This is a genomic window from Cupriavidus sp. 86D6, from assembly GCF_057815095.1.
This window is the reverse complement of sequence record NZ_JBYPSB010000016.1, coordinates 113,033-125,081: the sequence shown is the minus strand read 5'-3', so window position 1 is coordinate 125,081 and position 12,049 is coordinate 113,033. Positions and strand designations below refer to the sequence as shown.

General features: G+C 68.7%; 9 protein-coding genes. 1 reads left to right on the top strand and 8 read right to left on the bottom strand.

Annotated features, from left to right (window positions below):
• Positions 1 to 169: 169 nt before the first annotated feature.
• From AC3G88_RS25400 to AC3G88_RS25380, 5 genes are all read right to left on the bottom strand, one after another.
• Positions 170 to 2,566 (bottom strand): FUSC family protein, encoded by a 2,397-nt coding sequence (locus AC3G88_RS25400; RefSeq protein ID WP_488774058.1) that lies wholly within the window; start codon positions 2,564 to 2,566, stop codon positions 170 to 172.
• A gap of 97 nt (positions 2,567 to 2,663) precedes the next feature.
• Positions 2,664 to 4,478 (bottom strand): M61 family metallopeptidase, encoded by a 1,815-nt coding sequence (locus tag AC3G88_RS25395; RefSeq protein ID WP_488774063.1) that lies wholly within the window; start codon positions 4,476 to 4,478, stop codon positions 2,664 to 2,666.
• 62 nt (positions 4,479 to 4,540) lie between these two features.
• Positions 4,541 to 5,545 (bottom strand): acrylyl-CoA reductase (NADPH), encoded by a 1,005-nt coding sequence (gene acuI / locus AC3G88_RS25390; protein ID WP_488774057.1) that lies wholly within the window; start codon positions 5,543 to 5,545, stop codon positions 4,541 to 4,543.
• 123 nt (positions 5,546 to 5,668) lie between these two features.
• Positions 5,669 to 6,427, bottom strand: coding sequence for a DsbC family protein (locus AC3G88_RS25385; RefSeq protein WP_488774056.1), 759 nt, complete (start codon positions 6,425 to 6,427; stop codon positions 5,669 to 5,671).
• A gap of 154 nt (positions 6,428 to 6,581) precedes the next feature.
• Positions 6,582 to 7,889: a UbiH/UbiF family hydroxylase gene (locus AC3G88_RS25380; protein WP_400393297.1), complete on the bottom strand. Its 1,308-nt coding sequence runs from the start codon at positions 7,887 to 7,889 to the stop codon at positions 6,582 to 6,584.
• Between the two features lie 264 nt (positions 7,890 to 8,153).
• Here AC3G88_RS25380 and ychF point away from each other — a divergent pair, with 264 nt between their 5' ends.
• Positions 8,154 to 9,245, top strand: a complete 1,092-nt coding sequence (ychF, locus tag AC3G88_RS25375; protein WP_488774055.1) for a redox-regulated ATPase YchF — start codon at positions 8,154 to 8,156, stop codon at positions 9,243 to 9,245.
• Positions 9,246 to 9,345: 100 nt separating this feature from the next.
• Here the strand turns inward: ychF and AC3G88_RS25370 are convergent, their stop codons facing one another.
• From AC3G88_RS25370 to AC3G88_RS25360, 3 genes are read right to left on the bottom strand one after another with little or no spacing between them, the layout of a single operon-like run.
• Entirely contained in the window at positions 9,346 to 9,846 is a 501-nt protein-coding gene (locus AC3G88_RS25370) for a GDYXXLXY domain-containing protein (protein WP_488774054.1), read from the bottom strand.
• Positions 9,843 to 10,997 carry a DUF4401 domain-containing protein gene (locus AC3G88_RS25365; RefSeq protein WP_488774053.1) on the bottom strand — a complete coding sequence of 385 codons (1,155 nt, stop codon included), beginning with the start codon at positions 10,995 to 10,997 and terminating at the stop codon, positions 9,843 to 9,845. The genes AC3G88_RS25370 and AC3G88_RS25365 overlap by 4 nt, the downstream gene beginning before the upstream one ends.
• Positions 10,994 to 12,007, bottom strand: coding sequence for a DUF2157 domain-containing protein (locus AC3G88_RS25360; protein ID WP_488774052.1), 1,014 nt, complete (start codon positions 12,005 to 12,007; stop codon positions 10,994 to 10,996). Before AC3G88_RS25360 ends, AC3G88_RS25365 begins: the two co-directional genes overlap by 4 nt.
• Positions 12,008 to 12,049: the final 42 nt, after the last annotated feature.

Below are 12,049 nucleotides of genomic sequence, written 5' to 3'. Positions count from 1 at the left end.
CCATGCGCCTGCCCTCTCCCCCGCCCCTCTCCCGCGCGCGGGAGAGGGGAGCAAACCGTCGCGGCAGCAAATCTTGGGAAGAAAACCGTCGCGGCAGCGAATCTTCGGGAGAGAAAACCGTCGCGGCGCGAATCTTCAGGAGAGCAAACCGTCGCGGCAGCCGAACTCCTCAAGTCTTCAGCGGCACCCGGATCGCGCGGCCGATCGCGCCGGTCCGCAGCGCGATCTTGGCCGCGTCCTCGCGCAGCGCGCGCAGGCGACGTTCCAGCAGCGCATTTGCGGCGCGGCCCGATGCGCTGGCCGACGTAGCCGCGTGCTGGTCCTGCGTCTTCTGCAGCGGTTCGTTGGCGCCGATCTCTCCGGCTGCGGCGGCCTGGGCCAGCACGTCGGCCTTGCGCTTGTCCGCCGAATCGGCGATGCGGGCGCGGCGCTCGCTGGCTTCGTCGTCCGACGCCTCCTGCGCCGGCGCGGGCAACCCGGCCCCGGCCGATGCCGGCGCGGCCTCATGCACCAGCCCCACCCCTGCCACCGCCGTCTCGGCAGGCGTACGGATAAAGCCCGCGCCACGCGGGCCGTGCCGCTCCTCGCCCGCCAGACGTTCGCTGGCCAGCGTCAGCGAACGCAGCGCGGCATCGGTGGCCTGCTCGATCGCCGCCTCGGCCGCCGGCACGTCCATGTCGCCGAAGTGCTGCCGCACCTGGATACGCGCCGCCGCCACGTGGGCCGCCACCAGGTAGTTCTGCACGATGAAGCGGCTCAGGTTGTCCACGGCACGATGCCGGCTGCGCGGCTCGTCGAGCATGCGCTGGAACGACCCGATCAGCGCCGACAGGTTGTCCATGAACTGCTTGCGCTGCACGCGATAGGCAAAGTCGTCCTTGGCCTTGCGCGTCAGCAGGTCGCGTGTGGCCGCGATATAGCGGCGATTGGCCTGCAGCACGTTCTCCACCAGCTTCGGGATCGCCCGGTACTCCCAGCTAGGTAGCACAAAGCTGAAAATCGACGCGATGATGCCGCCGATCACCGTGTCCACCAGCCGCTCGCCCACCACGGTCTGGCTGCCCGGCATCAGCAGGTTGATCTGGATAAGCACCTGGATGCAGGCGGCAATGGCCGTATAGCGATACTTGATCTGCACGAACGCGGCGCTGGCCACCAGGGCCAGGTACAGGATGCCGATCAGCAACAGCGGCTCGTGGACCCAGCGCAGGATGCCCACGCTGACGATGCAGCCGATCAGCGTACCGATCAGGCGGTCGTTGTATCGCTGCTTGGTCATGCTGAAGTTCGGCTTCAGGATCACGACGATGGTCAGCAAAATCCAGTAGCTGTGCGACGCATACGGCAGCCGGTCGCCCAGCCACAGGCCCACCGCCACCGCCATCGTGATGCGCAGCGCAAAGCGGAAGGCGGGCGAGCGCCAGTGCAGGTTGTCGCGCACCACGCCGAATTCGTACTTCTGCCGTGTCAGGAACGGCGTCATGTCCGAGCCCGGCAGCACCTTGGCCGGCTCGACCGGCGTGCGCGATGCCTCGTGCAGCTGGCCCACCAGCGTGATGGCGCCGCGAATCATCTCCAGTGTGTCGCGCAGCGCGTTCATCGCGGCCGGAGATACATGGTGATGGCGCAGCTGATCGATCTCCTCTTCCACCTTGCGCAGGTCCGCACGATAGTCGAACGCGCTGTACGAAGGCCGGCCGCGCGTGACGTCGTAGGCGATTTCCTCCAGATCCTTGCACAGGCCCAGCACCAGCCGGCGCAGCCCGTCCAGCACCGGCGTGCCGCCGAAGGTCTGGCGCAGCAGCGCGTAGTCGGTGTTGGTCGACAGCAGGTATTCGTAGAGGTCGAGCATGCGCAGGTGCACCTGCACCAGCAGCCCGTCATGCGGCGTCTTGTTGCCGCGCAGCACCATGTCGCGGGCGGCCTGCTGGCGCTCGGCCACCACGATCTGCTGACGCACCAGCCGGTTGAACTGCTCGTCGTAGTCGGTGCCGGCGTCGTAAAAGGCCGCCTTGATCTCCAGGTAGCCGGCCATCTCGTATAGGGATTCGGCCAGAATCTGCTGGCGCGTGCGGCGCTCCGTGATCCAGCTGACGGTCATCGCATACAGCAGGTAGCCCAGCGCGCCCGCGCCGAACAGCGCCGAGTGCTCCAGCGCCTTGCGCACCACGAATTCCTCGTTGATCGTCAGCGTCATGACGAACAGCATCGAGAACTGCAGCGGCATGGTCTTGTTGCCGTAGACCGTCATCATGCCGGCCAGGAACGTCACCAGCACCAGCACGAACGGCATCACGCGCGGAAACGGCGTGGCCAGCGCCACCAGCGCGGTGACCGCCGTACACAGCAGCACGCTGGCCAGCATTTCGTTGAACTTGTGCGGCAACGGGCTGGGCAGGTCCATCAGGCTCGTGCAGAGCGCACCCACCGACACCACCATGGCGCTGGGCAGGTCCATGAACTGCATCGCGATCAGTGTCAGGCCGATCACGCCCGTGGCCGACCGCAGGCCACGGTAGATGTAATGCGAAAACAGGAACGTGCGGGGGTCGTGCGCGTATTCCATGGGGCGGAGGCCAGAGGCCGGGCAAAGACGGATAAATTGGGGGCAGCCGGGGGGCGGGCGCCGTCACCATGGTGGCCACGGCGCCGTGACAGGCAGGTTACTGGCCCAGCCAGCGCGCTCGCCCCGCATGCTTGCCCGGTTCCAGCTTGACCTTGTACTGCGCCGCCGGCTCGCGCGCCAGTGTCACCGGCAGCACCTGCAGTTCGTCGCGCCGGAATACGTGCAGCTCGGCCCGGTCGCCCGGGCGGTAGCGCGACAGCAGCTTGTCGAGCTGGCCAGGCGCCACGCGCAGGCCGTCCACGGCCGCGATCAGGTCGCCCGCCGACACGCCGGCCCGCTGGCCCGCGCCGCCATCGAGCACCTGGCTCACGCGCACCCAGCCGTCATCGGTACGGGTCTTGATGCCCAGCGCGGCGCTGCCGTTCGGCTTCTGCGGCTCGGCCACGATGCCGAAGTCGCGCAACAGCGCCGGCAGGCCGATCTCGTCGGTCCCTTCGGTCAGCGCACGCAGCAGCCGGCCCAGGCGCAGCCCGGTCACGTCGTCGAACAACGCATGCACCTCGGCTTCGGTCACGCCGCGCTGGTTGGCGCCCGGCGCGTAGAAGTCGCGGCCATAGCGTTGCCACAGCGCGCGCATGATGTCGTCCAGCGACCGGCGGCCGCGTGTCTTTGCGCGAATGGTCAGGTCCAGCGCCAGCGCCACCAGCGACCCCTTGGTGTAATAGCTGACGATGGCATTCGGTGCGTTCTCGTCCTGGCGATAGTATTTCGTCCAGGCATCGAAGGCGCTTTCGGCCACGCTCTGCTTGGTGCGGCCGTTGCCGCGCAGCACGCCGTTCCAGGTCTTGGCCAGCATGTCCACGTACTGCTGCGCCGAGACCAGCCCGGTGCGCACCAGGATCAGGTCGTCGTAGTAGCTGGTGAAGCCCTCGAACAGCCACAGAAGCGGGGTGTAGGTTTCCTGCGTCAGGTCGTACGGCACGTATGCCGCCGGCTTGATGCGCTTGACGTTCCAGGTGTGGAAGTACTCGTGGCTGCACAGCCCCAGGAAGGTGCGATACCCCTCGCTGGTCTCGCTGTTGCCGCGCACGGGCAGGTCGTTGCGCGCGCACATCAGCGCCGTGCTGGCGCGGTGCTCCAGGCCGCCGTAGCCGTCGGTGGTGACCATCGTCATGAAGACGTAGCGGCGATTGCTGTCCAGGAACGGCGCGCGAGCCGAACGCGGCTCGAACAGCCTGATCTGCGCTTCGCAGATCTGCTTCAGGTCGCGGCAGATGCGCGCCATGTCCAGCTGCGGCACGCGGCCCGTGAACACCACGTCGTGCTGCGCGCCGCAGGCGCGGAAGGTGCCCAGCGCAAACGTGCCCATCTCCACGGGATGGTCGATCAGCTCGTCGTAGTCGGCCGCCTGGTAACGCCCGAACCCGTAGCGGCGCGCACCGCCCGGGCCGCGGGCCTCGGGCAGCGACGTGGCCACGCGCCAGCCGGCATAGGCCTCGCCCGCGGGCGGATGGATATCGACCGTGCACGGATGCGCGTCCTGTCCCACCACGCGCAGGAACACAGAGCTGCCGTTGTAGAACCCATGGGTGGTGTCCAGGTGCGCGCTGCGCACCGACAGGTCCCACGCGTAGACCTCGTAGCTCAGCGTCAGCGGGCCGGCCTGGGCTGGCACCGGGGCGGCCTGCCAGGTCTGCTTGTCGAGCTTGGTCAGCGGCACGCGCACGCGGCCCGCGTCGGCGCGGATGCGGACGATGTTGCGTGCGAAGTCTCTGATCATGTAGCTGCCCGGAATCCACGCGGGCAGCGTGAAGACCTGGCCGGCCGGGTCGGGAACGTCCACCGTCACGGTCACGGCGAACAGGTGGGCTTCGGGTTGAAGCGGGGCGATGGCGTAGCGGATCGGCGTCATGGTCACGATTGTAGCGTCACGCCCCGGACCATCCGGGACGTGCGATATCTCCGAGCCGCGCGTCAGCCGTTCACATCGACCACCACGCGCCCGCGCATGCCGCCCTCCATGATCTTGCGGCCCGCCTCGATGGCCTCGCCCAGACGGATCTCGCGCGTGATGGCCTGCAGCCGGTCGGGCGCCAGGTCTTGCGCCAGCCGCTTCCACGCCGTCTCGCGCAGCGGCATCGCGGCCATCACGCTGTCGATGCCGGCCAGCGTCACGCCGCGCAGGATGAACGGCGCCACCGATGCCGGAAAATCCATGCCCTGCGCCAGCCCACACGCCGTGACCACGCCGCCGTAGCGCACCTGGGCGCAGGCATTGACCAGCGTGTGCGAGCCCACCGAATCCACCACGGCTGCCCAGCGTTCCTTCTGCAGCGGCTTGCCGGGCACGCCCAGTTCGGCGCGGTCGATCACGTCGGCGGCACCGAGTGCGCGCAGGAAATCGGCTTCCGACGACTTGCCCGTCGAGGCCGTCACGCGATATCCGAGCTTCGACAGGATGGCGATCGCCACCGACCCCACGCCGCCCGACGCGCCGGTCACCAGCACGTCGCCATCGCCGGGCCGCACCGGGCCGTTCACGCCGCCGCGCTCCAGCGCCAGCACCGACAACATGGCCGTATAGCCAGCCGTGCCGATGGCCATGGCCTGGCGCGTGGTGAAGGCGTCGGGCAGCTTCACGAGCCATTCGCCCTTGAGCCGCGCGCGCTGGGCCAGGCAGCCCCAGTGCGTCTCGCCCACGCCGTAGCCGTTCAGCACCACGCGGTCGCCGGTCTTCCAGCGCGGATCGCTGGAATCGAGCACCGTGCCCGCGCCGTCGATGCCGGCCACCATCGGCCACTTGCGCACCACGGGCGAGCGGCCCGTGATCGCCAGGCCGTCCTTGAAGTTGATCGTGGAATAGTCGACGGCCACCAGCACGTTGCCGTCCTCGGGCAACTGGCTTTCGTCAAGCTGGGCGATCTGCGCCTGCGTGGATTTGTCGTCGGCCTGGGTCAGCAGCAAAGCCTGGAAGGTCATGATGGCGTCTCCCGTTTTCTTGTGGATGGACAAAAGGGGCGTCCGGACAGGGGCATCCGGCAATAAAAAACGGCCGGACAGTGCCGGCCGTTCCTGACAGCCGGCTGGGGTCCGGCGTCGTCGTTATTTCTTGAGGCTTGCGAGCTTGCGTTCGAGCGTGGCGGCGTCCGCCGCGCCCGGGATACGCGTGCCGTCGGTAAAGAACACCGCCGGCGTGCCCGAGATATTCAGGCTCTGGCCCAGCGCCAGGTTGTCGTCGATCGGCGTCTTGCAGCTGCCGTTACCCACCAGCGCCACGTGGTTCAGCATCCAGTCGCGCCACACCTTGGTACGGTCCGCCGCGCACCAGACCTGTTTGGCCTTGACCGACGAGTCCGGCGACAGCACCGGGTACAGGAAGGTGTAGACGGTGATGTTGTCCATCTGCTGGAACGTCTGCTCGATCTTCTTGCAGTACCCGCAGTTCGGATCGGAGAACACGGCCACGGTCCGGCTGCCGTCGCCCTTGGTCCACTTGATGGCGCGCGTCAGCGGCAGGTCCGACCACTTGATCTTGTTGATCTCGGCCAGCCGCTCTTCGGTCAGGTTGGTATTGGTCTTGGTGTCGATCAGTTCGCCGTTGAGGATGTAGCGGCCGGTGGAGTCCGTGTAGACCAGCTGGCCGCCGACGTTGACCTCGTACAGGCCCGGCACGGGCGCGCGGGTCACGCTCTTCACCTCGGCACGGCCGCCCAGCATCTTCTGGATGGACTGCCGGATCTTGTCCGTGCCCGGTTCGTCCGCGGCCAGCGCGTGGACGGCATAGCCCGCTGCGGCCACGCCGCTGGCAAAGGCGGCGATCGCGGCAACGCGTGCGGATCGGCGGCGGAACAGTTGCAACATATTGACTCCAGGTAACGATATGCCGGTCAGTGTGCCGGCTTTGCATGTCATCGGTAAATCGCCGAATGCGTGATTGGCCGCATTCGGCGCGCCGATGGAGAGATTGTCGCGCGTTCCGGGACCCGGGGTATCCCGGTGCCCCGGGCCGGCCGGGCTACCCGAGCGCGCGGCCGATCAGGAACCGCTTGAGCAGCCCCTGGCTGCCCACCGCGCGAATGCCCAGGTTGCGCACCACCCGGGCAGGCGTGCCGGGTAGCGAAAACAGCCGGTGCAGGCCGTCCGTGGCCGCCGTCAGCGACAGCAGGTCAGTGGCGCGGGCCCGCTCGTAGCGGCGCAGCAGGCGCAAGTCGCCTTCATGGCGGAACGACTCTTTGTCGGCCATCACCCGCCCAAGTTCCACCACGTCGCGCAGGCCCAGGTTCATGCCCTGCCCGGCCAGCGGATGCACCACGTGCGCCGCATCGCCCACCAGCACCACATGCGGCTGGGCAAAGTGATCTGCCCGCTGCAGCACCAGCGGAAAACCCTGCGCCGGCGTGATGCAGCGCAGCGCGCCGAACCGGGCGCCCACAGCGCCGCTGGCCACCTGGGCCACGGTGGCGGCCAGGGCTTCGGGCGACAGCGCCAGCAAGTCCCGCGCATGGGCCTCTTCGGCCGACCACACCATCGACACCCGGTTGCCGGGCAGCGGCAGCATGGCCAGGATCTCGCCATTGGCTGACTCCTCGTCGGCCATCAGCTTTTCGGGGCAGCCCAGGAACCACTGCCAGGCCGTTTCCTGATGCGGCAGTTCGCAGCGGAAATTGGCGACCACGCCCAGCTGGCGGTAGCGCCGCTGCGTGGTGCCGATATGGCATTGCTGGCGCACCCACGACCGCGCGCCGTCGGCGCCCACCAGGCAGTTGGCGCGCACGCGCTCGCCGCTGGCCAGCGTGAGCGTCACACCGTCGATGTCGCGCTCCAGCTGCCCGGCCGTGTCGTCGAACCGTTTCACCTGGTGCTGGAAGCGCAGCGCGGTATCGAGCACACGCTCGACATGGCCCGATTCGATGATCCAGGCCAGTTGCGGCACGGCGGCGGCATACGCCGAGAAATGGAGGTCGCCATGCGGCGAGGGATCGCTCTCGCAGGCGCTTTCGTCGCCATAGATGCGCATGTCGCGCACCGGCTGCACGCGCGCCGGGTCCAGCGCCTCCCAGACCCGCAGCCGTTCCAGCAGCGCCTGCGAACTGGCCGAGAACGCGTAGATGCGGCTGTCCCAGTCATCGTCGCCGGTGCGCGCGGTGTCGCCGGCGGGGCGCGGCGCCACCAGCGCCACTTGCATGCCCTGTTGCGCCAGCAGCAGCGCACAGGCCTTGCCGACAATGCCACCGCCGACCACGGCGATCTGGAAGCGGGAAGAAGGATTCGACGACATCGATGGGGCGGCGGCGCTGGGCGCCGGCACGGCAGGTCCGGACATGGCTGGATTATAGCGACGTGACGGGTGCGGCATTGGCCGCGCGACGCCGGGCCACACAGGCGCGCCCGCGCCAGCGCGGCGTCCCGCAGGGGTACAATGGCGGTTTTTCCGGCGGCAGCACCCGGCACGGATCGTCGAGCAACGCCCCGATCCGCTGGTCCTGTCCCGCCTCGCCCACTCTGCCCCGGCTTGTCGCAGGTCGTTCGCCCGACCGCCCGCCGCGCGTCAGACGCACTGCAACCCATTGATTGTTAAAGGTTTCCCATGAGCCTCAAATGCGGCATCGTCGGCCTGCCCAACGTCGGCAAGTCCACGCTGTTCAATGCCCTGACCAAGGCCGGCATCGCCGCCGAGAACTATCCGTTCTGCACCATCGAGCCCAACGTGGGCGTGGTGGAAGTGCCGGATCCGCGGCTGGCCAAGCTGGCGGAGATCGTCAAGCCCGAGCGCATCCTGCCGGCGACGGTCGAGTTCGTCGATATCGCGGGCCTGGTGGCCGGCGCGTCCAAGGGTGAAGGCCTTGGCAACCAGTTCTTGGCCAACATCCGCGAAACCGACGCCATCACGCATGTGGTGCGCTGCTTCGAGGACGACAACGTGATCCACGTGGCGGGCAAGGTCGATCCGCTGTCGGACATCGAAGTCATCAACACCGAACTGGCGCTGGCCGACCTGGCCACCGTCGAGAAGGCGCTGGCGCGCTATATCAAGCCGGCCCGCGCTGGCGACAAGGAAGCCCAGCGCCTGGTGGCCGTGCTGGAAAAATCGCAGGCCGTGCTGGACCAGGCCAAGGCCGTGCGCACGCTGGACCTGTCGCCGGAAGAGTGGCAAGCCCTGCGCCCGTTCTGCCTGATCACCGCCAAGCCCACCATGTACGTGGCCAACGTGCGTGAAGACGGCTTCGAGAACAACCCGCACCTGGACGCCGTGCGCGAATACGCCAAGGCCACCGGTTCGCCGGTGGTGGCCGTCTGCGCCGCCATCGAGGCCGAGATCGCCGACCTGGACGACGCCGACAAGGCCGAGTTCCTGGCCGACCTGGGCATGGAAGAACCGGGCCTGGACCGCGTGATCCGCGCCGGCTTCACGCTGCTGGGCCTGCAGACGTACTTCACGGCTGGCGTGAAGGAAGTGCGCGCCTGGACGATCCACGTGGGCGACACCGCCCCGAAGGCCGCCGGCGTGATCCACACCGACTTCGAACGCGGCTTCATTCGCGCCCAGACCATCGCCTACGCCGACTACATCCAGTACAAGGGCGAAACGGGCGCCAAGGAAGCCGGCAAGATGCGCGCCGAAGGCAAGGAATACGTGGTGCAGGACGGCGACGTGATGAACTTCCTGTTCAACGTCTAAGCCGCGCGGGGAGCCTTTCTCCCCTGCCGGCAGCCCACCAGAATCGCCCGCAGCCGTGAAGGTTGCGGGCGATTTTTCATTGCAGCGGCCCGGTGCCCGGCTACATGCCGCGCAGCCCCTCGTCCCGCATCCCCACCAGCAACGCCTGCCCATCGGCATCGACTCGGAATTCTCCGAATTTCGCCTTGGCATAGCGTTCCGCCTGGCCTTCCTGGAAGAACCACGCGTCCGTCGACACCTGCACGCCGGTGCCGCCCCAGCGCGCGGGCACGTTCTGCACACGCAGCAGGCGCTCGTCGGCGGCCAGCGGCTCGCCCTTGTGCAGGCGGGCGAAGTGGCCTTCATTGCGCGCGTCGCGGCGGATCACGATGACTTCCTCGCGTGCCAGCCGGGTCTGCGCCGTGCCATGCGCCACGCGCACCTCGTTGGCGATCGAGAAATTCAGCGCCATGTAGTCGCCCTGCATCAGCGAGCGCGGGTCCACCGGCGCCAGCCGCAGGTAGACCACATCGCCGCGTGCCAGCAGCCGCTCCTTGCCGACGATGCCCGCCAGGGCGACCCCAACCGCCAGCAGCCATCCCACGATGATCCAGCGTTTCATGCCACGGCCTCCGTGTTGGCGATACGGCCAAGCGCCGCGCGGGCGGCCAGCAGCAGCGCGCCGGCGGCCACCAGCGTGGCGGACTTGGCCAGCAGCGTCCACTGTAGCGTGCTGTAGTACCAGACAAAGCCGATCAGCACCGTGGCGATGGCCAGTCCCAACCACGGCAGCGAACCGCGCCGCAGCGCCATGGCCAGTGCCAGCGCACCGGCCGTCACGGCAGGCGCGTACACCATCAAGGCGCTGAACGCGACGGCCACCGCCACCGTCGCCACGCCAGCCGGCGTGCTGCACGCCAGCCGCCGGCACTCCAGCAGCGTCATGGCCACCAGTGCCGCGCCAAGCAGCGCGCCGGCCAGCCAGCCGCCCTGCGCGCGCCATGGCGTGTCGACGCCGAAGACCAGGTCGGCCGGATGCGCAAAGCCGGTCACCACCAGCGCGCCCAGCAGCGCCATCAGCAGGGTGGCATCGGCGGCCGGCCCGGCCATCTGCAGGCGCCCCGCCGCCGCAAGCCGGTCCTCGTGCATGACGAAGGCCAGCAGCGCGGCAAATGCCAGCGCCGTCATCGGCCCGAGCGCCATCGGAATGGCGGTCCAGCGCGGCGCGATCAGGTCGCCCAATGCCACGCATGCGGCAATGGCCAGCGCCAGCCACAAGGCAAGCACCGCCAGAAAGCGGTGCAGACGGTCGGGCACCAGCACGAACAGCACCGCTTCAAACAGGGCGACACCCAGCCAGAACGGCGCCGTTTCAAGGAATCGCCCGAAGCCCATCGCCTCGCCCACGCCGGCGATGACCATGCCCTGGCCGCCCAGGCTCAGCGCCAGCGCAAACTGCCCCAGCGCGATGCGGCCGCTTTCGCGGCTGGTCACGCGGTACAGGGCGACGGCGATGCCGATCATCACCATGCCCGTGACGGCCATGGCCGGGCCGTTGCCGCGCGTGGTGGCAAACACGGTGCCGACCAGGAATATCTGGAAGAACAGCGCCCCCAGCCAGCCCGCGCCGCCCATCAGCAGGCGGATCGGCCACGGCGTGCGCAAGGTCGTCGCATAGTCGCCCTGCACCGTGCCGCGCGCGGCCAGCTGGTTCCAGAGCCCGCGTTCGGTCTGTTCGGTCGGATCGATGCGGTCGATCGGATGCTGACTCATGCCGGGCTCCCCGATGTCTCGCGCCAGGCGCGCAGCAGCCACGTGGCGGCCGCCACGGCCAGGCCAATGGTCAGCAGCGCCAGCAGCAGGAAGGCGCCGAAATCGCCGTGGAAGTCGGCCAGCCAGCGGCCCACCGCCGAGACGATCACGCCGATGCCGGTCAGGCACACCACGCTCAGCACCACGATGTCGAACGCGCGCCAGCGGAACCAGGCGGCCAGGCCCACCAGCGCCACCGCGCTGACCAGCAGCCCCGTGGCATTCACTTGGCCGGTCAGCACGCTCATCAGTCCCACCCATGCCGCATAGCCGCAGGCCAGCAGGCCCAGCAGCCGGGGGCCGGTGGCGCCCACGAAGCCCCAGCGCCCCGCCCGGCCGGCCAGCACGTACCAGACCGCCAGTTGCACGATCGACGTCCCGAGCAGGAACATCATCGTTTCGCGTGCGAAGCGGGCCGAGAATAGCAGTTCGAACATGCCCCCGATGCCCAGCCGCACGCTGCAGAACCGCAGCAGCGCCACGTTGCCGATCACCAGCACGATCCACCAGTGCGGCGCCGCGCGCGCCGCCAGTGCCCAGGGCACGGCCAGCAGCGTCCACAGCGCGAACAGCTGCCAGGCATCGGCGCCGGTCTGGTACGTCTGCCCGATCACGGCCATCAGCACACCGGACACCATCTGCGCACCGCCCAGCGCGGCCCGGCCCGCCATGTCGCCTGCCGGGCGCCAGGCGGCAAACCCGGCCAGCACGGTCAGCAGCCCCGCCAGCAGTCCAAATTTGGAGAATTTATGAAGTGACGCCCAGTTGAAGGCGAAGAAGACGATGACGCCCGCGCACAGCAGCGCCGTGCCGAGGATCAGCAGCGCGCGGTCCAGCCAGTCATGCCAGTGGGCGCGGCGGGGCAGCGTGGGCCCCCAGGCGGCCAGCAGGTCGGCGGCGCCAAGGCGGCCCTGGGCGCGCCAGTCGGCCAGCGCCTGCTGGATGGTGCGGCGAGACGTAAAGGTTTCCAACCGGCGATCCCCCGAAGAGTCGGCATGGGCTGCATGCTAGCA

What these genes read in the sequence shown, in the direction of transcription:
- AC3G88_RS25400 (WP_488774058.1), bottom strand. Translation starts at nt 2,566, where the DNA reads ATGGAATACGCGCACGACCCCCGCACGTTCCTGTTTTCGCATTACATC.
- AC3G88_RS25395 (WP_488774063.1), bottom strand. Translation starts at nt 4,478, where the DNA reads ATGACGCCGATCCGCTACGCCATCGCCCCGCTTCAACCCGAAGCCCAC.
- acuI (WP_488774057.1), bottom strand. Translation starts at nt 5,545, where the DNA reads ATGACCTTCCAGGCTTTGCTGCTGACCCAGGCCGACGACAAATCCACG.
- AC3G88_RS25385 (WP_488774056.1), bottom strand. Translation starts at nt 6,427, where the DNA reads ATGTTGCAACTGTTCCGCCGCCGATCCGCACGCGTTGCCGCGATCGCC.
- AC3G88_RS25380 (WP_400393297.1), bottom strand. Translation starts at nt 7,889, where the DNA reads ATGTCCGGACCTGCCGTGCCGGCGCCCAGCGCCGCCGCCCCATCGATG.
- ychF (WP_488774055.1), top strand. Translation starts at nt 8,154, where the DNA reads ATGAGCCTCAAATGCGGCATCGTCGGCCTGCCCAACGTCGGCAAGTCC.
- AC3G88_RS25370 (WP_488774054.1), bottom strand. Translation starts at nt 9,846, where the DNA reads ATGAAACGCTGGATCATCGTGGGATGGCTGCTGGCGGTTGGGGTCGCC.
- AC3G88_RS25365 (WP_488774053.1), bottom strand. Translation starts at nt 10,997, where the DNA reads ATGAGTCAGCATCCGATCGACCGCATCGATCCGACCGAACAGACCGAA.